Source organism: Herbaspirillum sp. GW821-FHT09A12 (assembly GCF_059418325.1).
In genome coordinates, this window is sequence record NZ_JBWKPR010000001.1 from 866,504 (window position 1) to 891,370 (window position 24,867).

23 protein-coding genes are annotated in these 24,867 nt (G+C 65.0%); 14 read left to right on the top strand and 9 right to left on the bottom strand.

Annotated elements, in window-relative coordinates:
* Nucleotides 1-26: 26 nt before the first annotated feature.
* Genes AC07N6_RS03900 through mltB form a run of 3 tightly spaced genes read right to left on the bottom strand, consistent with a single transcriptional unit; the run spans nt 27 to nt 4,575 of the window.
* Nucleotides 27-1,196, bottom strand: coding sequence for a phosphotransferase enzyme family protein (locus tag AC07N6_RS03900; RefSeq protein WP_494780998.1), 1,170 nt, complete (start codon nt 1,194-1,196; stop codon nt 27-29).
* Nucleotides 1,197-1,201: 5 nt separating this feature from the next.
* Nucleotides 1,202-3,373 (bottom strand): TonB-dependent siderophore receptor, encoded by a 2,172-nt coding sequence (locus tag AC07N6_RS03905; RefSeq protein WP_494780999.1) that lies wholly within the window; start codon nt 3,371-3,373, stop codon nt 1,202-1,204.
* 17 nt (nt 3,374-3,390) lie between these two features.
* Complete coding sequence (gene mltB / locus AC07N6_RS03910) at nt 3,391-4,575, bottom strand: lytic murein transglycosylase B (RefSeq protein WP_494781000.1); 1,185 nt, start codon at nt 4,573-4,575, stop codon at nt 3,391-3,393.
* Between the two features lie 195 nt (nt 4,576-4,770).
* Here mltB and AC07N6_RS03915 point away from each other — a divergent pair, with 195 nt between their 5' ends.
* Nucleotides 4,771-5,712 (top strand): histone deacetylase family protein, encoded by a 942-nt coding sequence (locus AC07N6_RS03915; RefSeq protein WP_494781001.1) that lies wholly within the window; start codon nt 4,771-4,773, stop codon nt 5,710-5,712.
* Between the two features lie 6 nt (nt 5,713-5,718).
* On the opposite strand, the gene AC07N6_RS03920 is transcribed toward AC07N6_RS03915, so the two are convergent.
* The gene (locus tag AC07N6_RS03920) at nt 5,719-6,585 is read right to left on the bottom strand and encodes a LysR family transcriptional regulator (RefSeq protein ID WP_494781281.1); all 867 of its coding nucleotides are present in this window, start codon (nt 6,583-6,585) and stop codon (nt 5,719-5,721) included.
* A gap of 142 nt (nt 6,586-6,727) precedes the next feature.
* Between AC07N6_RS03920 and AC07N6_RS03925 the strand changes: the two genes are divergently transcribed.
* Complete coding sequence (locus AC07N6_RS03925; protein ID WP_494781002.1) at nt 6,728-8,167, top strand: MFS transporter; 1,440 nt, start codon at nt 6,728-6,730, stop codon at nt 8,165-8,167.
* 122 nt (nt 8,168-8,289) lie between these two features.
* Nucleotides 8,290-9,249 carry a ribosome biogenesis GTPase YlqF gene (gene ylqF, locus AC07N6_RS03930; RefSeq protein ID WP_141913480.1) on the top strand — a complete coding sequence of 320 codons (960 nt, stop codon included), beginning with the start codon at nt 8,290-8,292 and terminating at the stop codon, nt 9,247-9,249.
* Between the two features lie 109 nt (nt 9,250-9,358).
* Here ylqF and AC07N6_RS03935 read toward each other — a convergent pair whose 3' ends face one another.
* The 3 genes from AC07N6_RS03935 to AC07N6_RS03945 form a co-directional block, all read right to left on the bottom strand.
* Nucleotides 9,359-10,159, bottom strand: coding sequence for a MetQ/NlpA family ABC transporter substrate-binding protein (locus AC07N6_RS03935; protein ID WP_494781003.1), 801 nt, complete (start codon nt 10,157-10,159; stop codon nt 9,359-9,361).
* An 81-nt stretch (nt 10,160-10,240) separates the two neighbouring features.
* Nucleotides 10,241-10,894: a methionine ABC transporter permease gene (locus tag AC07N6_RS03940; protein WP_494781004.1), complete on the bottom strand. Its 654-nt coding sequence runs from the start codon at nt 10,892-10,894 to the stop codon at nt 10,241-10,243.
* Entirely contained in the window at nt 10,884-11,933 is a 1,050-nt protein-coding gene (locus AC07N6_RS03945; RefSeq protein WP_494781005.1) for a methionine ABC transporter ATP-binding protein, read from the bottom strand. The genes AC07N6_RS03940 and AC07N6_RS03945 overlap by 11 nt, the downstream gene beginning before the upstream one ends.
* A gap of 682 nt (nt 11,934-12,615) precedes the next feature.
* Between AC07N6_RS03945 and AC07N6_RS03950 the strand changes: the two genes are divergently transcribed.
* From AC07N6_RS03950 to AC07N6_RS03995, 10 genes are all read left to right on the top strand, one after another.
* Complete coding sequence (locus AC07N6_RS03950; RefSeq protein ID WP_494781006.1) at nt 12,616-13,005, top strand: DUF4148 domain-containing protein; 390 nt, start codon at nt 12,616-12,618, stop codon at nt 13,003-13,005.
* Between the two features lie 79 nt (nt 13,006-13,084).
* Nucleotides 13,085-13,327: a type II toxin-antitoxin system Phd/YefM family antitoxin gene (locus AC07N6_RS03955; RefSeq protein ID WP_494781007.1), complete on the top strand. Its 243-nt coding sequence runs from the start codon at nt 13,085-13,087 to the stop codon at nt 13,325-13,327.
* On the top strand, nt 13,324-13,578 hold the full coding sequence (locus tag AC07N6_RS03960) for a type II toxin-antitoxin system YoeB family toxin (protein ID WP_494781009.1): 255 nt from the start codon (nt 13,324-13,326) through the stop codon (nt 13,576-13,578). Before AC07N6_RS03955 ends, AC07N6_RS03960 begins: the two co-directional genes overlap by 4 nt.
* A 486-nt stretch (nt 13,579-14,064) precedes the next feature.
* Nucleotides 14,065-15,255 carry a porin gene (locus tag AC07N6_RS03965; RefSeq protein ID WP_494781010.1) on the top strand — a complete coding sequence of 397 codons (1,191 nt, stop codon included), beginning with the start codon at nt 14,065-14,067 and terminating at the stop codon, nt 15,253-15,255.
* Nucleotides 15,256-15,493: 238 nt separating this feature from the next.
* A complete protein-coding gene (locus AC07N6_RS03970) occupies nt 15,494-15,928 on the top strand; it encodes a YeeE/YedE family protein (protein ID WP_494781011.1) in 435 nt (144 codons plus the stop codon).
* Between the two features lies 1 nt (nt 15,929).
* Entirely contained in the window at nt 15,930-16,355 is a 426-nt protein-coding gene (locus tag AC07N6_RS03975) for a DUF6691 family protein (protein WP_494781013.1), read from the top strand.
* 188 nt (nt 16,356-16,543) lie between these two features.
* The gene (locus AC07N6_RS03980; protein ID WP_494781014.1) at nt 16,544-17,719 is read left to right on the top strand and encodes an ABC transporter substrate-binding protein; all 1,176 of its coding nucleotides are present in this window, start codon (nt 16,544-16,546) and stop codon (nt 17,717-17,719) included.
* Nucleotides 17,716-18,804, top strand: a complete 1,089-nt coding sequence (locus AC07N6_RS03985; protein WP_494781015.1) for a FecCD family ABC transporter permease — start codon at nt 17,716-17,718, stop codon at nt 18,802-18,804. Before AC07N6_RS03980 ends, AC07N6_RS03985 begins: the two co-directional genes overlap by 4 nt.
* 27 nt (nt 18,805-18,831) lie before the next feature.
* Nucleotides 18,832-19,302, top strand: a complete 471-nt coding sequence (azu, locus tag AC07N6_RS03990; RefSeq protein WP_494781017.1) for an azurin — start codon at nt 18,832-18,834, stop codon at nt 19,300-19,302.
* Nucleotides 19,299-20,090 (top strand): ABC transporter ATP-binding protein, encoded by a 792-nt coding sequence (locus AC07N6_RS03995; protein ID WP_494781018.1) that lies wholly within the window; start codon nt 19,299-19,301, stop codon nt 20,088-20,090. The genes azu and AC07N6_RS03995 overlap by 4 nt, the downstream gene beginning before the upstream one ends.
* On the opposite strand, the gene AC07N6_RS04000 is transcribed toward AC07N6_RS03995, so the two are convergent.
* Both AC07N6_RS04000 and AC07N6_RS04005 read right to left on the bottom strand, forming a co-directional pair.
* Nucleotides 20,077-21,489 (bottom strand): ATP-binding protein, encoded by a 1,413-nt coding sequence (locus AC07N6_RS04000; RefSeq protein ID WP_494781019.1) that lies wholly within the window; start codon nt 21,487-21,489, stop codon nt 20,077-20,079. The two genes, AC07N6_RS03995 and AC07N6_RS04000, sit on opposite strands and share 14 nt — an antisense overlap.
* The gene (locus AC07N6_RS04005; protein WP_494781021.1) at nt 21,486-22,208 is read right to left on the bottom strand and encodes a response regulator; all 723 of its coding nucleotides are present in this window, start codon (nt 22,206-22,208) and stop codon (nt 21,486-21,488) included. The genes AC07N6_RS04000 and AC07N6_RS04005 overlap by 4 nt, the downstream gene beginning before the upstream one ends.
* Before the next feature lie 252 nt (nt 22,209-22,460).
* Between AC07N6_RS04005 and AC07N6_RS04010 the strand changes: the two genes are divergently transcribed.
* Nucleotides 22,461-24,857: a TonB-dependent receptor gene (locus tag AC07N6_RS04010; protein WP_494781022.1), complete on the top strand. Its 2,397-nt coding sequence runs from the start codon at nt 22,461-22,463 to the stop codon at nt 24,855-24,857.
* Nucleotides 24,858-24,867: the final 10 nt, after the last annotated feature.

A 24,867-nucleotide genomic window follows, 5' to 3' on the forward strand; every position in this document is an offset into this window, starting at 1 on the left:
CCTGGCGCAAGTCAGGGCTTGGCGCTTCACGCCTCCAGCGCATCGGCCCGTCGTTGCAGGTGATCCAGCAGCCGTTGCCCTTCCGGGGTATTGAACCAGGCGGCGTGACCCAGCAGATAAGTATCGTAGGCCAGCGCGGCGTTCTGCTGCGAATGCGTGACGCCGTGGAAGTAATCCAGCTCGGCCAGCGCGAACTCGGCATGCACCAGCGGCAACAGCGCCGCCAGCGCGCGCGTCTGGCGCGCCGTCAGCGGCAGCTGCGAAGCATAGCCGTCCAATAGCGCATCGAGCAGGTCGAGGTGGATCAACTGGTCGGGCCGGTGCGGGATCGCCAGCCATTCGACGATGTTGCGCTCGATCGCGGTGGCCACGTCGTGCAGTGCGCAGGTGCGGTCCGACAGGCCGAAGTCCAGCACCGTATGCGCCTGCGCCAGTGCACTGTCGTCGCTCCACAGCAGGTTCGATGCATGCCAGTCGTTGTGCGTCCACAGCGGCGTCATCTCATCCAGGTAGGGTTTCAGGCGGGCGTGGAACGGCAGCAGGTGCTGCGCCACTTCACCGCGCCAGGGGCGGTCGCGCAGGTAGTCGGCGATCGCCGGGCGCTGCTCGATGTAGGCTTGCAGCGGGCGCACCGGATCTTCCTGCGAGAAAATCGTGAAGCTGGAAATCAGCGGCCGCGCGGCGCGCGCCGGCGCATCGTAACCTTGCGAAGCCTGGTGCAGCCGCGCCAGCATGGCGCCGGCCGAATATGCATGGGTACGGCTGGAGAAGGGCGTCCATGACATGGCGTCGCGGTACAGGTCCACGCCCGGCGCCAGCCAGAACACTTCATACGTCCAATGCTCATCAGTCAGCGCGCTGGCGCCGTCCACCGTTTGCAGCGCGGTGCCGACCGGCAGGCCGTTGGCGTGCAGGTGCGCCACGAAGCGGTGCTCCTCGGCCAGCGCGGCAATGTCGCGCACGCGTACGTGATGGCGCTTGATAAAGATCTGGCCGGCATCGGTGTGCATCACGCAGGCCGCCGAGAACGGGCGCGGGCTGTGCCACTCCAGGCGCTGCGGCGTGCCGGCCTGCGGATAATGCCGCAACACGCGCGCCACCTCGGCCGAGGTCAGCGCGGGCCAGTCGGAAATCACCGTCTCGGCATTCATGCCGTGACTGATGACGCGCGTGAGGTGGTGGGAAGCCGCGTCCATGATGCTCAGAAATCGTATTGCAGCGACAGGCGCGCGGTGCGCGGCGCGCCCAGGTGCAGGTAGCTGTCGCCCAGGTATTGGCCAGCATCCTTCCAGTAGCGCTTGTCGAAGAGGTTGTCGACGTTCAGGCGCAGCGTGGTCTCATGTCCGGCCAGGCGCAGCTTGTAGCGCAGGCCGGCGTTGAACACGTGCACTGCCGGCAGGCTCACGCTGCCGTCGCGGGTGGCCGGCTTGCTGCCGCTGTAGAGCCAGCTGCCCATCACATTCAGGCCATCCGCGCCGGGCACCGCATAGTCGGCGTAGACCGCGCTGCGCAGGCGCGGCACGTTGACCACCTGCTGGCCGTCGTAGGCGGCGGTGCCGGTATCGCTGGCGCGCGCGCGGGTGACGGCCATGCTGGCGCCGACCTGCAGGCGCGGCGTGAGCTTGCCGCTGGCGCCGAGTTCGATGCCGGTGTTGGTTTGCTGGCCTTGCTGGACGTAGGTGAAGCTGGTGCCCGTGCTGTCCGGTTGCGGATATTCGTAGGCCTTGCGGATTCGGAACACGGCCGCGGTCAAGGACAAATCGGACGAGGCATCGTACTTCACTCCAGCTTCCAACTGGCGGGCCACCGATGGGGGAAGGGTGGTCGGGTAATTGGTGATGCTTGACCAGAACGGCGCCGAGGTACCCAGCGACAGCGTTTCGGCATAGCTGCCGTAGATCGACATGTCGCGCATCGGCTTGAAGATCAGCGCCAGTTGCGGCAGGAAGATGTTGCGGCCGGTATGGCGGGAGATGCTGCCGTCGCTGTTGAACGCATCTTCGTTGAGCCACACCTGGCGGCCGCCGGCGATGGCTTGCCAGCGTTCGGAGAACTGCAGGCGGTCGCTGAAGAACAAGGCCTTCTGGCGGCTGTCCAGGTTGCGGTAGGCCGGGGGCGGCGTATCGGTCGAGGCCGGCAGCGCGGGCGTGCCGGTGTAGATGTTGCCGCTGCCGACCCAACTGCTGATGCCGTCGGACTTGTCCACCACGCGGCGCGACATGGCCGCGCCCACGGTCAGTTCGTGGCGCAGGAAGCCGGTGGCGAATTTGCCGGTGACGGCGGCCTGCACTTCATCGTTGCGGCGTGTGTCGTCGGGGCTGCGATAGTCGTACACGTCGAAGTCGCCGTTGGCCGCGAAATACGGCGAGGCGCCGCTGCCGTAAGGGAACGCCAGGTAATCGTCGATCACCGCGCGGCTGCGGCCGGCCGTGATGTAGCCGCGCCAGTCGCTGTTGAATTCAGTGTCCAGGCGCAGGTTGTAGTTCAGCGAGGTATCGCGCACCGGCTGCGCCCAGGATTGCGGCGTGAGCATGGTCGAGGGCGACACGCCGGACGGGATCGCGGCGCCGCCCAGCAGCTGGTAGCCGGCCACCGAGCGCTGCGACTTCTGCTGGTATTCGGCGTTGAACTGCAGCAGCGTCTTGGCGCTGATGGTCCAGGAGGCCGCCAGCGAAGCGAAGTCGCGCCAGCCGTCGGCATGGTCGACATACGAATGGATGTCTTCATGCGCGGCGTTGATGCGCAAGCCGAACTGCTTCTGCTCGCCGAACAGGGCGCCGAGGTCGGTGGCGAGGTAGCGCGAACCGTTGGAGTCGGTGCCCAGCACCACCGAGCGTACGTCTGCCGGGCGCTTGGTGACATAGTTCACCAGCCCGCCGGCGGCGACCACGCCGGCCTGCAGGCCGGCCACGCCTTTCAGGAACTCCACGCGCTCCTTGTTCTCCAGCGCGATGGTCTGCTCGCCGGCCACGGTCAGGCCATCGATGCGATAGGCGCTGGCCGGATCGAGCGTAAAGCCGCGCACGCTGAAGTTTTCGTAATAACCCACCGGCGCATAGTTTTCGCCGATGGAGGCGTCGTTCTTGACGACGTCCGACAGCAGGCGCGACTGCTGGTCGCGCATCTGCTGGCCGGTGACCACCGATACCGAGGCCGGGGTGTCGAGCAGCGGCGCGTCGTCGAAGCCGGCGACGGCGGCCGAGCGGGCGCGCGTTTCCGATTTGCCGGCGCCGCTGGCGGTGACGTTCACTGTCGGCAGGCTGTCGCCGGATTCATCGCGGCCGTCCACGGCGCGGGCGGCGTTGGACAGGCCAAGGGAAGTGCCGGCCAGCGTCAGCATCAGCGTCGAGGCCAAAGGAGCAATACGTTTCATCTTTACTGAGGTTCGGATCAGCGGTTGCGCGCGGCGGCGACGGCGCGGCCCAGTTCGGCCACCGACATCGCGTAGAAGTAGCTGCGATTGTAATGCGTGATGGCGAAGAAGTTATTGGTCGCCAGCCAGTACTCGGTCGGGCCGGCGCCGTTTTGCAGGTCGACCAGGCCGAAGCGCATGCCGGCCGGCAGCGTGGGCGCGTTCACGCTCACGCCGGCGGCTTGCAACTGCTCCTCGCTGTATTTGGCTTCCAGGCCCTGGTTCAGCAGGCCTTCCCACTGGCGGTTGTCGGACGACACCGTGGCCGGGAACGCCACCGGCTCGCCGCGCTGCCAGCCATGCACGGAGAGGTAGTGCGCCACGCTGCCGATGGCGTCCACCGGCGAATTGCGCAGGTCGATCTTGCCGTCGCCGTCGAAATCGACCGCGTATTCGCGGATGCTGCCCGGCATGAACTGGGGCCAGCCGATGGCGCCGGCGTAGGAGCCGCGCAGCGAGAACGGGTCGATATGGGCGTCGCGCGCCAGCAGCAGGGTGTTTTCCAGCTCGCCGCGGAAGAAGGCCATGCGGGCATCGCGGTTGGGCGTGTTCGGATAGTCGAAGGCCAGCGTGGTGATCGCATCCATCACGCGGAAGTTGCCGGTGTTGCGACCGTAGACGGTTTCCACGCCGATGATGCCGACGATGATTTCCATCGGCACGCCATACTGCGCTTCGGCGCGCGCCAGGGCGACGCCATGGGTGTTCCAGAACTCGACGCCGGCGTTGATGCGCACCGGGTCGATGAAGCGCGCGCGGTAGGCCGCCCAGTTCTTGGGTTTGTTGCTGGGCGCCGGCTTGATCAGCTGGATCGCGGTGTCGAGGTAGCGCGTCTGCGCCAGCAGCTTGTTGAGTTCGGCGCGGTCGAAGCCGTTGCGCTCGACCATTTCATCGATGAAGCGCTTGACGTCCTTCCACTCATTGAAATTGACGAACTCGCCCTGTTCTTCAGGTACGGCCTTTTTTTTCACCGGGGCCTTCCTGGCCGTTTTGTGGTCGCCTTTCTTGTCGTGCTTCTTGTCCTTGGCCGGCTTGCTTTTGTTCTGGGGCTTGGCCGGTTGCGTCGCGGATTGGGCATGCAGGGCCGGCGGCAAGGCGCACAAGGCGGAGAACAGCAGGGCGGAGGTCAGGACGGGCAAGCGGCGAAGCGATGTGATCGGCATGAGGCGGCAGTCTGGAAGGAGGGGCGAAACAAGCCTGGAAGTATACCGCATCGGGCGTTGCGCCCCATGCCGGTGCATGGGCCTGCCTGCCGCAGCCGCCCGGCTGGATGTACACTAGCCGCACGAGACCCGCCGCATGAGACATGTTCAGGCCAGCCGCCATCCCGGGCCTGCCTGCCGGATACAAGAGCAACAATGACCACCGCCTTCTATACGCACGCCGATTGCCAGCGCCATGAAATGGGCGACTGGCACCCCGAGACGCCGGCCCGCCTGCAGGCCATCGAGGACCAACTGATCGCCAGCCGCATCGACCAGTTCCTCGACCGCCGCGACGCGCCATTGGCCGACCCGGCCGAACTCGAACGCATCCACAGCGCCGCCGCCGTCGACCGCATCCGCGAGCACAGCCATGCGCTGGCATTGTCGGGCGAGCCGTATTACTCCCTCGACGGCGACACGCTGCTCAACCGCCACAGCTGGCAGGCGGCATTGCGCGCGGCCGGCGCGGCGCTGGCCGCGACCGACGCGGTGCTGGCCGGCGAACTGGATAACGCCTTTTGCTCGGTGCGCCCGCCGGGCCACCATGCCACGCCCGACCAGGCCATGGGTTTTTGCCTGTTCAACAACGTGGCCATCGCCGCGCGCCATGCGCTGGACGTGCATGGACTGGAACGGGTGGCGGTGGTAGATTTCGACGTGCACCACGGCAACGGCACCGAAGACGCCTTCGCGCACGATGCCCGCGTGCTGATGGTGAGTTTCTTCCAGCATCCTTTCTACCCGTTCTCGGGAGGCGGTCCGGCCGAGCCGCATATCGTCAACGTGCCGGTGCCGGCTTATACCGACGGTAATGCAGTACGCCAGCTGGTGAGCGAAAAATGGCTGCCGGCGCTGCACGCGCATCGCCCGCAGATGATCTTCATCTCGGCCGGCTTCGATGCCCACCGCGAGGACGACATGGGCCAGATGGGGCTGGTGGAGGCGGATTACGCGTGGATGACGCGGCAGATCATGCAGGTCGCCAAGGAGCATGCGCAGGGCCGTATCGTCAGTTGCCTGGAAGGCGGCTACAACCTGTCGGCGCTGGGGCGCAGCGTGGTGGCCCACCTGAAGGTGCTGGCCGATCTGGACTGAGCCGGCTCAAGCCGCCTCGTAAGCCGCGATGATCGCATCGGCCACCGCCCGCACCCGTGCCGTGCGATTAAGGTCGCTGTGCAGCACCAGCCACATGTCATACGGCGCATTGCGCTCAGGCCAGATGCGCACCAGTCCGGGCATGGCATCGCCCAGATGCTCGGGCAATTCGCCCAATCCCATCCCGGCCGCGACACATTCGGCCAGCATCAGGCCGTTGCTCACTTCTATCGCAATGTTGGCATTGGCACTGGATTCGCCGCAGACCTGGTCGACCATGTGCGGCGCCAGCGCGCGCTGGTAGGCCACCACGTCGTGTCCCTTGAGTGCGGCGCCGGGTTCCGGCAGGCCACGCTTTTTGACATAGGCCTTGGCGGCATAGATGCCGGTGTGCAGGCGCTTCAAGTGGCGAGCGATCAGGTCGGGACTGTCGGGGCGGACGGTGCGTACCGCGATGTCGGCTTCGCGCTTGGTCAGGTTGGTGATCTGGGTCGAGGTGGAGAGCACCACGCGGATATTCGGATGCGCCTCGCGCAGCTTGTGCAGGGCCGGTATCAGGAAGTGGCGCGCGGCACTGTCGGTGGCAGCCAGGCGCACCACGCCGCACAAGCGCTCATCGATGCCTTGCATCTGGCGCAGCAACTGCTCGGCCCCTTGTTCCATGCGCTCGGCCGCGCCGGCCGCCAGTTCGCCGGCAGGCGTGGGAACATAGCCCGAGGGGGTGCGCAGGAACAGGCGCGCCGCCAGCGATTTTTCCATCGCCGCCAGGCGCCGGCCGACCGTGGCCTGGTCGATCTCCAGCTGTTCGGCTGCCGCGCGCAAGGTGCCCTTGCGGTAAAGCGCCAGGAATACCCGCGCATTGTCCCAATCCATCGCTGCCGTCATATTGCCCTTCCATTGGTTCGATCATGCAAATTTGCATCACACTGCCGATCTTATACCTATTTATTGCATCAAGACGGAAGCCTACAATCCGTTGATCGCGCGCATGTCGCGCTATCGCCGAAAGAATCCGATGTCATCCGTGCAATGTTCCAACCCGGCCGTCGCCGCCGCTCCGGTCGTTCCTGTCGTTCCCGCCGTTCCGGCACCCCGCGCCGGCATGCTGCCGCTGGTGGCGCTGGCCATCGGCTTCATCATGGCCATGCTGGATGTGACCGTGGTCAACGTCGGCCTGTCCAATATCTCGGACAGCCTGGCCGCGCCATTGTCCACGCTGGTGTGGATCGTCGACGGCTACACGCTCACCTTCGCCGCCATGCTGATGGTGGGCGGCGCGCTGGCCGACCGCTTCGGCGCCAAACGGCTCTACCTGACCGGCCTGTTCCTGTTCGTGGTGGCGTCGCTGCTGTGCGGCGCTGCGCCCAACGGCCCGTTCCTGGTGGCGGCGCGCCTGCTGCAGGGTTTGGGGGCGGCGTTTTTCATGCCCAGTTCGCTGAGCCTGTTGAGCCACGTCTACGAGGACGATCGGGTGCGCGCCCGCATGCTGGGCGTGTGGTCGGCCACCGTGGGCCTGTCGGCCGCGGTCGGCCCGCTCCTGGGCGGGGTGCTGATCCACTGGCTGGGCTGGCGCAGCGTGTTCCTGATCAATGTGCCGGTGGGCATCGTCGGCCTGCTCATGGCGCGTTCGCTGATCCCGCAGGCGCCGCGCCATGAGCGCGCGCTGAATCTCTACAGCCATGTGGTGGGCGTGGCGATGCTGGCCGGCGTGTCCTTCGTGCTGATCCAGGGGCCGGTGTACGGCTGGGGTTCGGCGCGCATCATCGCCGGCATGGCGCTCACGTTGCTGGCGGCCGTCGCGCTGGTGCGGCACGAGCGTCGCGGCATCGCGCCGCTGCTGCCCAAGGCCTTGTTCGCCACGCCGCAGTTCGCCGCCGCCAACGGCATCGGCTTCCTGATCAACTTCAGCGTCTACGGCAACCTGTTCTACCTGGCGCTGTTCCTGCAGCAGGGGCGCGGCGCCGATGCGTTGCAGACCGGTTTGCAACTGGTGCCGATGATGGCGGTGATCTTCATCGGCAACCTCAGTTCCGGCCGCATGTCGGCGCATTGGGGGCCGCGCGTGCCGCTGCTGCTGGGGCTGTCGGTGGGCGCCGTCTTTACCGCGCTGGCCATGGGGTTGACGCCGGCCACGCCGTACTGGTTGCTGGCGCTGGTTTGCGCCGCCGCCAACCTGGGCGTGAGCACCGCCATCCCCGCCATGACCGCGGTGGTGATGCAGGTGGCCGGCCGCGCGCACGCCAACAGCGCCGCCGCCGCGCTTAACGCTAACCGCCAGATCGGCGCGCTGGTCGGCGTGGCGGTGATGGGCGCGGTGCTGCATACCTTCGACGGCTGGGGTGTGCGCAATCCGCTGGCCTTCGGCATGATGGCGGCGGCTTATGCGCTGGCGCTGTGGCTGGTATGGCGCTTTGTCGGGGTTGTCAGAAAGGAATTGGCCGCACGCGGCGCCTGAACGCCGCGTTTGCCGGGAAACCCGCCCGCATCTGTTGCGCGGCGGGTTCTTTTTTTGGGGCAGGGTGCGCGCAAGCCGTAAAATAGCGGCTTATCACTCAAGTGCAAGAAAGAAGAATCCGCATGTCCATCCAATGGTTCCCTGGCCACATGAACGCCGCCCGCAAGAAGGCGGCCGAGGCAATGGAGAAGGTCGACCTGGTCATTGAAGTGGTCGACGCCCGCTTGCCCCAGGCCAGCTGCAACCCGATGATCGAGCAATTGCGCAACGCCCGCCAGCGGCCCTGCCTGAAGATCCTCAACAAGACCGACATGGCCGACCCGGCCGCGACCCAGGCCTGGATCAACCATTACAACAGCCAGAAGGGCGTCACCGCGGTGGCGCTGTCGTGCAAGAAGCCGTCCGACGTGGCGCGCGTGCCCAAGCTGGCGCTGCAGGTGGCGCCGCACCGCGGCACCGTGTTGAAGCCGCTGCGCATGATGATCATGGGCATCCCCAACGTCGGCAAGTCCACGCTGATGAATGCGCTGCTGAAAAAGCGCGTGGCTGCGGTGGGCGACGAGCCGGCCGTGACCAAGACCCAGCAGCGCCTCTACCTGGGCAATAACATGGTGCTGATCGATACCCCCGGCATGCTGTGGCCCAAGATCGAACACCCCAGCGACGGCCTGATGCTGGCCGCCAGCCATGCGGTGGGCAGCAACGCGCTGATCGAGGAAGAGGTGGCCACCTTCCTGGCCGACCTGCTGCTGCAGCGCTATGCGCAATTGCTGAAGGCGCGCTACGGCTTCCAGACCGAGGGCATGGACGGCGTGGCGGTGATCGAGGGAGTGGCGGCCAAGCGCGGTTTCCGCCTCAAGGGCGGCGACTACGATTTCGAAAAGGCCGCGCATACCTTCCTGCAGGACTACCGCAGCGGCGCGCTCGGCCGCATCTCGCTGGAAACGCCGGCCTCGCGCGCCGAACTGCTGGCCAGCTACCAGCCCACCGACAATCCCGATGCGCTGTCGGAAGACGACGAGGATGAAGAGGAAGAATACGACTGGCGCAACGCGCCGGATCCTCGCGGCAGCCGCGATTAGACTAGGCCTGACTGTCGCCCATGAAAAAAAGCCACCGAGGTGGCTTTTTTTCATGGGCGTCCGGCGGCGCCGGGCGCTTTAAGCGATTACCCGATTACCTGATGGCCGATTACCACGAGGTGATCACCGAACCCTTGTACTTTTCCAGCACGAACTTCTTCACTTCCGGGCTGTGGTAAGCCTTGACCAGCTTGGCGACCCAGGGCTTGTCCTTGTCGGCGGCGCGCACGGCCAGCACGTTGGCGTAGGGGCCGGTCGAGGCTTCCACGGCGATGGCGTCCTTGGTCGGCGACAGGCCGGCCGATTCGGCGAAGTTGCCGTTGATCACGGCGGCGTCGAAGTCATCCAGCGAACGCGGCAGCTGGGCGGCGTCCAGTTCGATGATCTTGACCTTCTTCGGGTTGTCGATGATGTCCAGCGGGGTTGCCTTCAGGCCGGCGTCGGCCTTGAGCTTGATCACGCCCTTGGCTTGCAGCACCAGCAGCGCGCGGCCGCCGTTGGTCGGGTCGTTGGGCACGCCGACGCGGGAGCCTTGCTTGAGTTCATCCAGCGACTTGATCTTCTTGGAGTACACGCCCATCGGGAAGGTGATGGTGGAGCCCACGCTCACGAACTTGTAGCCGCGGTCCTTGATCTGGGCGTCCAGGTAGGGCTGGTGCTGGTAGGAGTTAGCATCCAGGTCGCCGCCGGCCAGCGCCGCGTTGGGCTGGATGTAGTCGGTGAATTCGATGATTTGCAGCTTCAGGCCATCCTTCTCGGCCAGCTTCTTGACCTGTTCCATGATCTCGGCGTGCGGGCCGGCGGTCACGCCGATCTTGATCGGCTTGTCCTGCGCTTGCACGGGGGCGGAGATCAGGCTGGCAGCGACACCCAGGCCTGCGACGAATTGAATCAACTGACGACGGTTCATGACTTTCCTTTCAAGCTTTTTTAATGATCGCAGCGGGTAGCTGCGGTTTGTCTTCCATACTGCGCGCTGTGGTTTTCGCTGTTAGCGATGGCTCAGCTTGCGCACCAGCAGGTCTCCCAGGGATTGCACCAGCTGCACGAAAACGATCAGGATCAGCACCACCGCCAGCATCACTTCCGGCAGGAAGCGCTGGTAGCCGTAGCGGATGCCCAGGTCGCCCAGGCCGCCGCCGCCGATCGCGCCGGCCATGGCCGAATAGCCGACCAGGCTGACGAAGGTGATCGTGAGACCGGCGACGATACCAGCAAATGCCTCGGGCACCAATACCTTGTAAATGATTTGCCCGGTGGTCGCGCCCATGGCCTGGGCCGCTTCCACCAGGCCGCGGTCGACTTCGCGCAGGGCCGACTCGACCAGGCGCGCGATGAAGGGCGCGGCGGCAATCGTCAGCGGCACGATGGCGGCGGCGGTGCCGATCGAGGTGCCGACGAAAAAGCGCGTGAACGGGATCACCGCCACCAGCAAAATGATGAAGGGCGTCGAGCGCACCGCGTTGACCAGCAGGCCGGCGATGCGGTTGAAGGCCACGTTGGGCAGGATGCCGTTGCGGTCGGTCAGGTGCAGCGCGATGCCCAGCGGCACGCCCAGCACCGAACCCAGCACGCCCGAGATGCCGACCATCATCAGGGTTTCGCCGAAGGAGCTGATAAACAGATCGATCAATTCAGATGACATGGTTCAGTTCCTCCACGACGACGCCCTGCGAGCGCAGGTATTGCATTGCATTGTTGATGTTTTCCTGGGTGCCGTTGGCGAGGATCGCCAGCGAGCCGAAGGCCTGGCCCTGGATCTCGTCGATCTGGCCGTGCAGGATGTTGAAGTCCAGGCTGTAGCGGCGCACCGCTTCCGACAGGTGCGGCTGGTCCACGCCCGAGCCGGTGAAGGCGAAGCGGAACAGATGGTCGGTGCCCTTGGTGGCGTCATTTTCCGCTTCGGCCTTGGCCAGGCGCGCACGCAGGCGTTCCACCACGCCCTTGGGCAGTTCATGGGCGATCACGTCGCCGATCAGGGCGCGCGTGACTTCATGCTTGGGCTGGCGGAACACATCCAGCACCTCGCCCTGTTCGATCACCTGGCCGGCTTCCATCACCGCCACGCGGTCGCAGATGACCTTGATCACTTCCATCTGGTGGGTGATCAGCACGATGGTCAGGCCCAGTTCCTGGTTGATCTTGCGCAGCAGCTCCAGGATCGAACGGGTGGTTTCCGGGTCCAGCGCCGACGTGGCTTCGTCCGACAGCAAGACCTTGGGATCGTTGGCCAGGGCACGGGCGATGCCCACGCGCTGTTTCTGGCCGCCCGAGATCTGCGCCGGATAGCGGTTCTTCAGTGTCGACAGGCCGACCAGTTCCAGCAGCGGCTCGACCTTCTGTGCGATCTCGGCCTTGGACTTGCCGGCCAGCTCCAGCGGCAGCGCGATGTTGTCGTACACCGTGCGCGAAGAGAGCAGGTTGAAGTGCTGGAAGATCATGCCGATGCCGCGGCGCGCTTCGCGCAGTTGTTGCGCGGAGAGGGTGGTCAGGTCCTGGCCATCCAGCAGGATGCGGCCGGAAGTGGGGCGGTTGAGCAGGTTCAGGGTGCGCACCAGGGTGCTTTTGCCGGCGCCGCTGCGGCCGATGATGCCGAAGACTTCGCCCTTGCGGATCGACAGATCGACATTGCGCACCGCTTCGACACTGCCGAAGCGCTGGGTAACAGCTTGGATTTCGATCATGATGGGAATAGAAATGGCAGCGGGCCCGTGTTTCCGACCCGCCGCCATGGGCGCCTTCCCGGTTCAGAAAGACGTCGCAGGCGGGGACAAAACCACAAGTCTCCACTGCCATCGATATTTTTATAAGAAGCCGCTATTTTAAGGCGACGAGGTTATAAGGGGAAAATAAATTTTCGCTTATGCATATAACCTAAACATCTTACGGAGACGCCGAAGGCCAGGTTCCATATGGGTTTGCGCCGCATGGGGCAAAGCCGGCGAGAGGCGTTTTCCCATGTCGCGGTATTGCGTCTTGTAAAGGAAGGATGGCGGCGATTCTTCTCGCCGCACCGATCTTTCGAGACATCTTCCAGCTTCGCCCGCTGGATTTCCTCCTTTTCCTCCTTCTCCCATCTGCGGCAATTCCGGCAGTCCTCAAATACGAGCCAGGCGCGTCAATCCCTGATTGTTTCTTTTTCTGAAACTATCAATTCCAAGCAACGGCATTTTTCAATGTTTTCGTAAAGATTAAAGTTCATCTGCAGCCCGGGAGGCAGTCAAATCCTGCCGGCGCTACCGGCGCCTTATGCCGATTCATGCAAATGCAGCGAGGCGCGGAACAAGACCAAATTTGCATCAAGCCATATGTAAGAACCTATCCAACGTCTCGTCGAGAGTTGGACCGGTTCCAGGAAAGCACATCATGAATACCCGTCATCTCCTCCTCGCCCTCGCACTGGCCGCCACAAGCGGCGCCGTGCTGGCGCAAAACGTTTCGGTCCAAGACCAGAACGTGCAAGGCAAGACCCGCGCCCAGGTTATCGAAGAACTCAAGCAAGCGCGTGCCGATGGCACCCTCGCCGTGAGTGACTACGACTACCCCAAGCTGCCCGCTTTCGTGTCCACCAAGACCCGCGCGCAAGTGCTCGAAGAATTGAAGGTGGCCAATGCCCAGGGCCTGGTCACGGTCGGCGACGCCGACTACCCGAAATTGCCTGCATTCGTCTCCACCAAGAGCCGCGCGCAAGTGCAGGCCGAATTGGCCGAGTACCAGAAGAATCCCGATCCGCAGGGCCTCTACCGCGGCTATTGATGGATCGTTCCAGGCGGCGCGAGGCAGGCATTGCGCGCGCCGCTTGTCCGCTTGCCGTTCATTACAACAAGAGGAACCAATGTATTCCTTCAGCGCCAAGCAACTGGCCAGCCAGCTCCCTGAGCTCATCGAGCTGGCCGACATCGACGAAGTCGTCGTCACCCGCGACAGCGGCGAGAACCTGGTCATCGTCAAGGAGTCGGTCTGGCGGGCCATGCAGGATGCGGCCCACCTGTTCGCCACCGATATCAATTCAGACCGCCTGCTGCGCAGCCTGCAGCAGTTGCGCGCCGACTTCCTGTCCGAGCCGGAGGTTGAATGAAACTGCTGATGACCCCCTTGGCCCAGGAAGACTTCGCCTTCTGGCGCCGCCAGGACAGCGAGCTGGCGCGGCGTATCACGCGCTTGCTGCGCTGCCTGCGCGATGGCGCGAATCTGCCGGCGCAGCAGGTGTCGGTGTTGCCGTTGCGCTTGCAAGGGCTGAGCTCGGTGCGCCTGTCATCCGAGCATCGGCTGGTATTCGAACGCCTGCGCGACCGTATCGTCGTGCACCAGTGCAGGTTCCATTACTGAACCGCCGATACGGCTTCTTTGCGGCGGGCCTGGAGCGGCCGTTCGCAGTATCGACTGCGTGCACTGGCCGGGGCCGGGTGTTCATGTGAGAGAGGCCCATTCTCCAGGCTTGTCCTCCTGCGGGGCGGTTGGCGTTTTCCTTGCGCCAGCCGGGTGCCGCAGGTTTTTGCCGACCGCGTTCTGTGCGGGAACAAGAAATAATGTGTTGTTTATTTACATCATTTCTTGGTTTCATCCTGCCAAATGAATCGCGAGTCGGCATTTTTTCATTCCATTTTTACGTCTGCTTAAAGTTGTAATAAAGAGACATAAAATGTATAAAAATAAGAAAAGTAAAAAGTTAAATTGTTTGTAGAAATAAATTTTGATTAAATAAATTAAGTCTTCTTGATGTTTCTTTCTGGAAGCTTGGGTGTTTTCCCTGTCTGGACAGGTAGCGGAACCACCAATAATCAAATAGCAATTCAACAACTTTTGGAGTTCCTCATGAGAAAGTCCCTCTTGGCACTGGCAGTGCTGGGCGCCTTCGCCGGCGTCGCACATGCGCAAAGCTCGGTCACCATCTACGGCATCATCGACGCCAGCCTGTCGTACAACAGCAAGGTGGCAACCACCGGTACCGGCAACGGCAACCGCACCGGCGTCGACTCCGGTGCGATCAAGGGTTCGCGCATCGGCTTCAAGGGCAGCGAAGACCTGGGCGGCGGCTTGAAGGCGCTGTTCAACCTGGAAAACGGCTTCACGCTGGATAACGGCGCGGCGGCCCAAGGCAATACCCTGTTCGGCCGCACCGCCACCGTCGGCCTGTCGGGCAACTTCGGCGCCGTGCTGCTGGGCCGCCAGAAGGACTTCACCGACGACATCGCCGCCTTCACCTCGGTCAACGACTTCGGCGGCATGGTCAGCCAGGTCCACGCACGCGACCTCGACCGCACCAACGGCGAACGCGTCAACAACTCGATCCGCTATAACAGCCCCAACGTCAACGGCTTCTACGGCAGCCTGATCTACGGCTTCGGCGAGCAAGCCGGCGAGAACACCTCCGGCCAGTCCTTCGGCATCGGCGGCGCTTACTCCAACGGCCCGTTCAATGTCGGCGTGTCGTACTTCCAGTCCAAGAAGGCCGGCACCGTGGCTTCCAGCGACGTCAACTCCAGCAACGCCACCACATGCACCAACGGCGCCGGCTCCTCGGGCGACACTTGCCTGAAGACCTGGACCCTGGCCACTTCCTACCAGTTCGGCCCGGCCAAGGTGTACGGTTCGTGGTCGCGCGTGAAGCTGCCGCTGGCCACCGGCGGTTCGGCTTCCTCGTTCTCCGCGGCGTCGGCCGCCAGCTATTCGGCTGACGCCACCGGCCAATACCTGGTGGGCGGCGTGAACAACGAGAAGAACGACATCTTCGACGTTGGCGTCAACTACGGCCTGTCCCCTGCGCTGTCGCTGCTGGGCAGCGTGCAGTACACCCGCGCCGACTTCGTCAACGCGTCCAACGGCCGCCTGATCCAGCTGAACCTGGGCGCCAAGTACGCCCTCTCCAAGCGCACCAGCCTGTATGCGATCTACCGCAACCTGCGCGCTTCCGACACCTACAGCCCGGGCGTGACCAACGGCCAGGCTCCCGGTTCGGACAGCAGCCAGAACGCGTTCAACGCCGGCATCATCCACAACTTCTGATGATGCGCGCGTGAGCGCGATATGAGCCAGCCACGGCGCCGCATCCATCGCTGCAAGCGGATGCGGCGCCGTCGACGACTCCCCTGTAGTACTCGCAGTGCCCGCAGCGCCCCAAGCCTTTCCCGGCGGATGGCCTGCACGGCCCGCGTTCCTTTTGGGACGCGGGCTTTTTCCTTTTTGGGCCATGGCTTGCGCGGCTTCTTATAATGTCGGTCTGATCCAACTCCGGGGACTTCCCATGCATATCGACTGGGCGCATTTCACGCCGGCATTCTCGCTGGCCGGCGGCATCGTCATCGGCCTGGCAGCGGCGGCCCTGATCCTGTTCAACGGCCGCATCGCCGGCATCAGCGGCATTCTCGGCGGCTTGTTGCGGGCGGGGGCCGGCGAACGCGCCTGGCGCGCGGCCTTTATCGCCGGACTGGTGGTCGCGCCGCTGGTTGCAATGGCCTTGGGCTGGCGGCTGCCGCTGCATATCGATGCCGGCTGGCCGGCGGTGATCGTCGCCGGATTCATGGTCGGACTGGGGACGCGCTATGCCGGCGGTTGCACCAGCGGCCATGGCGTGTGCGGGATATCGCGCGGGGCGCTGCGCTCCATCGCGGCCACGGCGACCTTCATGGCGGCGGGATTCGTCACCGTGTTCGTGCTGCGGCATGTGCTGGGAGGCTGACATGCGTGCGCCTGCCATCATCGTTTCCTTCGCCAGCGGCGTGCTGTTCGGGCTCGGCCTGATGCTGTCCGGCATGGCCGATCCGGCCAAGGTGCTGGGCTTCCTCGATCTCGCCGGCCACTGGGATCCCTCGCTGGCTTTGGTCATGATCGGCGCCATCGGCGTGGGCGTGTTCGCCTTCGCCGCGGCGCGCCGGCGCAAGTCGTCCTGGCTGGGCTTGCCCATGCAACTGCCTGCCGCCGCCGGCATCACGCCGCGCCTGCTGGCGGGCAGCGCGCTGTTCGGCATCGGCTGGGGCGTGGCCGGTTTTTGTCCGGGGCCGGCATTGGTGGCGCTGGGCATGGGGGAGGGCAAGGCAATTGCCTTCGTGCTGGCGATGCTGGCCGGGATGGGCGTGTTCGAACTGATTGAGGCGCGCCGGAGCTAGTCCTTCAGCGAAACCGCTGGCACTCGAATCCGCCATCACGGCGGATTTTTTGTTTCCGCCCGAGCAAGCCATCGCTGCCGATTTGTAATGGAATATCTTGTGCGGCAGGTTTTGCAAACTTTCATTACGTATCGGGCCGCTGCCGACACATTGCCGCAGGGCCGGTCTCCTATAGTGGGCTCCTTCGAATGGGAATCATTCTGCATTGCGCAGGATTCCCCTTCCGCATCGACATGCAAGGGAGCATCGTGAAGTTCAGGCATCTGTTTTCCGGGTTGGCGCTGGCGTCGGCCTTGATATTGTGCGGCCACGCCTCGGCGCGGCTGGTGACCGACCTGGCCGGGCGCCAGGTCGAGGTGCCGGACCATCCGCAGCGCGTGCTGCTGGGGGAGGGCCGTTTCGTGTTCGCGATGGCCTTGCTGGACCGCGACGATCCGGTGCAACGCATCGTCGGCTGGCAGGGCGAGTTGAAGGCCCAGGATCCTTATGCCTGGGGCCAACTGCTCAAGCGTTTCCCGCAGGCGGGCAAGGTGCCGCTGATTGGCAAGACTTCCGAGGCCAGCGTGAGCCCGGAGAAGATCGTCTCGCTGCAGCCCGACCTCGCCATCTTCGGCCTGACCGGTCACGGCCCGACGCCGACCAATCCGATGCTGCGCGCCCTGCACGAGGCCGGCATCCCGGTCATCTTCATCGATTTTCGCGACAAGCCGCTGCTGCACACCGTGCCCAGCATGAAGTTGCTGGGCCTGGCGCTGGGACGCGAGAAAGAGGCGCAGGAGTACATCGATTTCTACCAGTCGCATCTTGAACGCGTGAAGCAGATCGTTGAGCCGGTGCCACAGGCGCAGCGCCCGCGTGTGTTCGTCGAGATGCTGGCCGGTGTGTGGCCGGCCTGCTGTCATACCACCGGCAACGGCAGCTATGGCGACATGGTGCAGGCCGCCGGCGGCGTCAACATCGTCGCCGGCCTGGTGCCGGGCGCGCTGGGCGACGTCAGCATGGAATACCTGCTATCGCACCAGCCGGACGTCTATGTCGCCACTGGCAGCCGTTCCGAGCCGGGACGCGACGGCCTTCTGATCGGCCCGGGCGCGGCGGCGCAGCAGTCCGCCTCCAGCCTGTCGGTATTGCTGGCGCGCGGCGGCATTCGCGAGTTGCAGGCGGTGAAGTCGCAACGCGCCTTCGGCATCTGGCACGCCTTCTACAATTCGCCCTACAACATCCTCGCCATCGAGGCCCTGGCCAAAATGTTTTATCCACGGCGCGCCGCCGCGCTCGATCCCGAGGCTTCGCAGGCCGAGCTGTACCGCCGCTTCCTGACGCTGGACGGACAGGGCACCTACTGGACCGCGCCGGCCCAATGACCTCCGCCTGCCTGAACGAAGAACCGGCTGGCGGTCCGCAACCGGCCACGGCCGACCCGGTGCGCGCCTATCGCCGCAGCATGCGCCGCCGCATGGCATTCACGCTGGCGCTGCTCGCGCTGATCGCAGCGTCGCTGCTGCTGGATATCGCCACCGGCCCCGCCGGCCTGTCCATACATGATCTCTTCTCCACGCTGCTGCATGCAGACACCGCAGCAGCCGGTATGCGCGTTGTGGTGTGGGAATTTCGCCTGCCCACCGCGCTGATGGCGCTGTTGGTAGGCATGTGCCTGGGCCTGGGCGGCGGCGAGATGCAGACCGTGCTCGACAATCCGCTGGCCAGCCCCTACACGCTGGGCATCTCGGCTGCCGCCGCGTTCGGCGCGGCGATGGCGATCACCTTCAACTGGCGTTTTCCCGCGCTGCCGGCCGGCATGACGGTGTCGGCTTGCGCCTGCGCCGCGGCATTGCTGTCGGTGTTGGTGCTGGAGCGGGTTGCGCGCTGGCGCGGCGGCTCGACGCTGGGCGTGATCCTGTTCGGCATCGCGCTGGTGTATTCCTTCCAGGCGCTGATCATGCTGCTGCAGTTCGTGGCCAGCGAAGAGGCCTTGCAAGGCATCGTGTTCTGGACCATGGGCAGCCTCGCGCGCGCAAACTGGAGCACGGTGGCGATCCTGTCGGCGGCCTTCATCCTGGTGGCGCCGTTCTCGCTGCGCGACGCCTGGAAGTTGACCGCAGTGCGCTTGGGCGAAGAGCGCGCGGCCAGCTTCGGCATCGACATGGCGCGCCTGCGCCTGGTGAGCCTGTTGCGCATCAGCGTGCTGGCGGCGCTGTCGGTGTCCTTCGTCGGCACCATCGGCTTCGTTGGCCTGGTGGCGCCGCACATCGCGCGCCTGCTGCTGGGCGAAGACCATCGCTACTACCTGCCCGGCAGCGCCATGGCCGGCGCGCTGATTGTCTCGCTGGCCTCGGTCGCCTCCAAGACCATCCTGCCCGGCGTGCTGATCCCGGCGGGCATCGTGACCTCGCTGGTCGGCATTCCATTGTTCCTGGGCATTGTGCTGCGCCGCTTGCGGCGCGAATGATTTCCTCCTCAAACTCTGTGCGCAATCATGAAGAAACTGCTGTTTCCACTCGCCATGCTGGCCGGCATGGCCGCCTCGCTGCCGGCGCATGCCGCGTCCGGCGACGCCTGCTCCACCACCATCGAAGGCCGTCCCGGCAAGAAGTTTTCGCTGGACCATATCGATGTTCCGGCATCCTGCGAACGCTTCACCGTCAACCTGATCCATACCGGCAAGAAGCCCAAGGAGCAGGCCGGCCACAACTGGGTGCTGGTTGCCGCCGCGCAGATCGACGGGGTGATTCGAGATGGCCTGCAAGCCGGCGCCGGCGCAGACTACCTGCCGCCACATGACAGCCGCATCGTGGCCGCCACGCCCATGCTGGGCGGCGGCGAGCATGCCAGCGTGAGCTTCCCGGTGGCGCGCCTGCGGGCCGGCGTGTCCTATACCTTCTTCTGCTCCTTCCCCAGCCATGCCATGCACATGCGCGGCACGCTGGCCTTGCGTTCCTCGCCGTGAATACCGACTCGCTGCAGGTCAGCCGACTGCAGGTAGCTTACGGCCGGCACAACGTGCTCAATGGCCTGGACTTGCCGCCGTTGAGCGCGGGCTCGGTGACCGCCTTGCTGGGCCCCAACGGCAGCGGCAAGTCGACGCTGTTGCGCACGCTGGGCGGCCTCACGCGCGCTTGCGGCGGCAGCGTGCGGCTGGGCCTGGTGGAGTTGGCGCAAGCCAATGCTGCCGCGCGGGCGCGGCATGTGGCCTACATGCCGCAAGCGCTGCCGCGGCCGGTGCATCTCTCGGTGTTCGAATCGGTGCTGGTGGCGGCCCAGGCGCAGCAGCGCGCGCGGCCGGATGTTCAGGAGCTGGAGCGCGTGCAAGGCCTGCTGCAACACCTGGGCATCGGCCATCTGGCGCAGCACCACCTCGACGAGCTGTCGGGCGGGCAGCGCCAACTGGCGGCATTGGCGCAGGCGCTGGTGCGTCGTCCGAGCGTGCTGCTGCTGGACGAACCGCTGTCGGCGCTGGATCTGAACTATCAATATTTGGTGATGGAATTGCTGCGCCGGGAAACTCGCCGCCACGGGCTGGTCACGCTGGTGGTGCTGCATGACCTGAACACCGCCTTGCGCCATGTGGATCGCGCCTTGCTGCTGCATCGCGGCCGCCTGCTGTGCGCGGGTTCGCCAAGGGAGGTGATTACGCCCGCTTCGTTAGCGCAGGCTTATGGCGTGACCGGGCGCATTGAGCCTTGCTCGCATGGCCACGGCCAGGTGCAGATCGACGGCCTGCTCAGCGTGGAATGACCACCGTCACCCGCAGGCCGCCGCCCTCGCGGTTGGTCAGCGTGATTTCGCCGCGATGCGCCTGCACCACGGTGGCCGCGATCGACAGGCCCAGGCCGAAGCCGCCGGTGGCGGCGTTGCGCGAGCGTTCCAGGCGGTAGAAGGGCTCCAGCACGCGCTCGAGCATGTCTTCGGGGATGCCGGGGCCGTCATCATCCACCGCGATCATCACGCGTTCGGCGCCGTCGTTGAACTGCACGCGCGCGCGTTGGCCGTAGCGCACCGCATTTTCCACCAGGTTCTGCAGGCAGCGCCGCAGGCTGCGCGGGTAGCCGTGCAGCGGCGCGGCGTGGCCCGTCACCGTCACTTCGCGGCCGACTTCGGCCTGGTCGCTGCGCAGGCTTTCCAGCAGGCTGTCGAGATCGATCAGCTGGCGGTGTTCCTGCACATCGATGTCTTGCACCACATTGAGCGTGGCGGAGATCATCGCATCCATCTCATCGAGATCCTTGCGGAATTTCTCCTTGCGTTCCTCGTCGGCCAGCATTTCGGTGCGCAGCTTCATGCGCGTGATCGGCGAGCGCAGGTCGTGCGACACCGAGGCCAGGAAGCGCGTGCGCTCGGCGATGTTGTCGATGATCCGGCGCTGCATCGCGTTGAAGGCCTGGGCCGCGGTGCGGACCTCGGTCGGGCCATCGGTGGCCAGCGGCATGCTGTGGATATTGCGGCCCAGCTTCTCGGCGGCGTTGGCCATCACCTGCAGCGGCTTCATCGCCAGCCGTACCGCCATCCAGGCGATCAGAACCACGGCGAAGATGCGCAGCGCATAGATGCGCAGGAAATAGTCGAAGGCGGCGCTTTGCGGCGCCATGTTCATGCCGGCCTGGCCCTCCCATATCTCCGCTTGCAGCCGCTGGCCGTCTGCGAGCGATACTTGCACCTGGTAATGGCCGTGCGGGAACTCGTCGTTGAGCAGGGTCAGCCAGGCCTCTTGGGGGCGTCCTCCGCGCTCGTCGAGGTCGATGTGCAGCATGCGCCAGTCGCGCATGCCGGCATGCTTGGCGAGTACCGCGCCGAACAGCGCCGCGATCGGGGCGACCGTGCGCGAGAGCGCTGGCTGCGGCGTGGGCATCTCATGGGCCGTCGGCGCCGGCAGCAGGGCTAGTCGGAAGTCTTCCCGGTTCAGCGCCGCGACCAGCCGCGGCTGGTCTGCCGCCGCCGCATCGTCGAGGATGGCGACTACGTCGGCCAAGCGTGCCGCAGCCAGGCGCGTGGGCATTTCCATGGTCTTGCCGTAGCGCATGTCGTACCAGATAGTGCCGGTCAGCATCTGCGCGGCCAGCATGCCGGCCACCAGGATCAGCGCCAGCCGCCCCGACAGCGATTGCGGCCACAGCCGCCAGCGCAGCAGCAGTTTCATACGTGGTAGCTGACGTCGGCCATCAGCATGTAGCCGGTATTGCGTACGGTGCGGATCAGCGCGGGCGAGCGCGGATTGTCGGCCAGCTGCTGGCGCAGGCGGCTGATGCAGACATCGATGGAACGGTCGAAGGGCATGGCTTCCTTGCCGTAGACCGTGTTGAGCAGGTAGTCGCGCGAGAGCGCGCGCCTGGGATAGTCGAGCAGGGTGCGCAGCACCTGGTAATCGGAACCGCCCAGCGTGATGGTGACGCCCTCGGGCGAGATCGCCTGGCGCGCCTGGGTGTCGAGCCGCCAGCCGGCGAAGCTGATGTGGGCCACGCGGTCGGCCTCGTTTTTCTCGGGAAAGCTGCGCGCGCGCTTGATGATCACCTTGATGCGCGCCAGCAGTTCACGCGGGTCGAAGGGCTTGGGCAGGTAATCGTCGGCGCCGACTTCAAGGCCGACGATGCGGTCGATCAGCGTGCCGCGCGCGGTCAGCATGATCAGCGGCGTGTTGCGCCGCTTGCGCAGTTCGCGGCACAGCTCCAGGCCGTCTTCGCCCGGCATCATCAGGTCGAGGATGATGATGTCGATCTGTTCGCTGCCGAGGATGCGCCACATGTCCTGCCCGCCGGCGGCGGTGAAGGGGAGGTAGTTCGCGGCCTGCAGGTATTCGGAAAGCAGTTGGCGGATTTCGGGATCGTCGTCCACGATCAGCACGTGATCTTGTTTGCCCATGAGCGTGAGTTCTTGCATGCATGCCATTTTCCCGATCCGTCTTCCTGGGCGGGCGTGGATTTGTAATGTCAGGAAATGTAAGGGCGGGTCATTACATTGCATTACATTTCGTCCGGTTTCCAACACATTGGCGATGTGTTGCCCGATATATATTCTTTTCACAAATGAGAATCATTATAACTTGAGGCGCCTGTCCGCCGCGTTGCATGGCCGCAGCGGGCGGCGCCTCGCCATATCGGGGAACCTGGAAACATGAAGCAAGGCAGCCAGAAAGGCGCACCTGCGCGCCATACCGCGCAGACTATTGAAACCCTGTTTGCCTCCTGCGGCAAATTGTCGGCCACGGTCGGTCTGGCGCTGGGCTCGCTGGGCGCGGCACATGCCCATGCCGAAGATATCGTGCCGGACCAGCCGCCGCAGGACAAGTCCGGCCTGAAGGAAGTGGTGGTTACCGCTCCGCGCGAGGCGCCTGAATACAAGCCCGAGAAAGTGGCCTCGCCCAAGTTTACCCAGCCGCTGCTGGATATCCCGCAAAGCATCACCGTCGTCCCCAAGGAAGTGCTGTCCCAGCAGAACGCGCAGAACCTGCAGGACATCCTGAGGAACGTGCCCGGCATCACTTTCACGTCCGGCGAGGGCAACCTCGGCTGGGGCGACATGTTCACCATCCGCGGTTTTTCTTCCGAGCAGAGCTTGACGGTGGATGGCGTGCGCGACGCCGGCATGTCCAGCCGCAGCGATACCTTCAACCTGGAGCAGGTGGAAGTGTTCAAGGGCACCGGCTCGATCGAGTCCGGCGTTTCGGCCGTGGGCGGTTCGGTCAATCTGGTCAGCAAGGAAGCCCTGCTCGATAACTTCTACAACACGTCGTTGGGCATCGGCAGCGCCGACTACACGCGCTTCACCGCCGACCTGAACCAGACGCTGGGCGAAAGCAGCGCGTTGCGCCTGAACCTGATGAAGCAGCAGAACCACGTCTCCGAGCGCGACGTGGTGAAGTACGACCGCCAGGGCATCGCCGCTTCGCTGGGCCTCGGCCTGGGTACCGGGACACGCATGTTCTTCGACGTCTTCCACCAGGAAGACGACAACATCCCCGATACCGGCCTGCCCATCCAGCGCGGCACCAATGGCAGCGTGATGCCCTATGTCTCGCGCAGCGCCTGGTACGGTTCGGACACCTACACCCAGCAGACCTCGACCGACGCGCTCACCGCGCGCATCGAGCACGATGTTGACAGCGACACCAAGATCCGCAACCAGACCCGCTGGGAACGCACCGACAATCTGTCGGTGCTGTCGCCGGCGCGCTTCAACGGCGCCACCGCAGGAGGGGCGACACTGGGCACCTCGCTGGGCTACGCCGGCGCTGGTGCGCTGACTTCGGCCTCGGGCGTGCTTTCGTATACCGATTTCACCAACACCGCGAACCGTTACGCGGTCCTGCGCGGCAACGACTTCGGCACCTCCAAGCGCTACACCATCCTCGACAACCAGACCGACCTCTCGCTCAAGTTCGACACCGGTCCGGTGCGCCATGAATTGTCTACCGGGCTGGACATCTACCGCGAGACTTACGGCGACCTCGAGCGCACCGTGCGCGCGCCGACCGGCACGCTGTGGTTCGATCTGGCCAATCCGTCGACTTCCTTTGCCGCGGCCGATACCGTCAAGGGCAGCGCCGGCGTCGAGTCGCGCGTGACCAATGCCGGCCTGTACGTGGCCGACACGATGAAGTTCTCGCCGCATTGGCAACTGCTGACCGCGCTGCGTTACGACCGCTGGAAGGCCGAGACCTCGACCAAGGGAGTGACTACCTCCAGCAGCAGCGCCGGCGCCCTGAGCGGGCGCATCGGCCTGACCTACAAGCCGGTCGGCAACGCCAGCGTGTATATCTCCTACGCGCGCGCCGCGCAGCCGTCGGCGCTGGGCGTGACCACCAACAACGCCATCTACGGCTCGGCTGCGACGTCGGCGTATTCGCCGGCGGTCGCCAAGACCAGGGAAGTGGGCGGCAAGTGGGATGTGTTCGACAAGCGCCTGGCGCTGACCGGCGCCATCTTCCGCACCGAGGTCAGCGACTCGTGGGAGTACGGCGACAGCGACACCTCGCCGGTGCGCGCGCTGCCGGCCAAGCGGGTCGACGGCGTCGAACTGGGCATGCAGGGCAACCTGACCGATGCGTGGTCGGTGTACGGCGGCCTGTCGCGCCTGAAGAGCAAGCAGACCAAGGGCGCCAACGAGGGCAGCGAAGCCAGGAATGTGCCGGACTGGACCCTGAACCTGTGGACTTCCTACGAGGCGCAGCCGGGACTGTTCTTCAGCTACGGCGCGCAATACGTGGGCAAGCGCCGCTACTCGGACAACAAGTACGTCGGCGGCCTTGCCAACAACAGCAGCACGGTCTCGGGCGCTTCCGGCAACCGCCCGGTCTATGTGGAAGATGACGAGAAGGCGCCGGCCTACTGGGTGCACAGCGTGGCCGCGCGCTGGCGCGTGAACCGCAAGCTGGCGCTGAACTTCAACGTCGACAACCTGTTCAACAAGTTCTACTGGTCGCGCATCGGCTCCTCGCTGGACGGTTTCCAGCTGTACGGCGTGCCGGGCGCGGGGCGCACCTACACGCTCAGCGCCGACCTGAGCTTCTGATGGCGCTTGG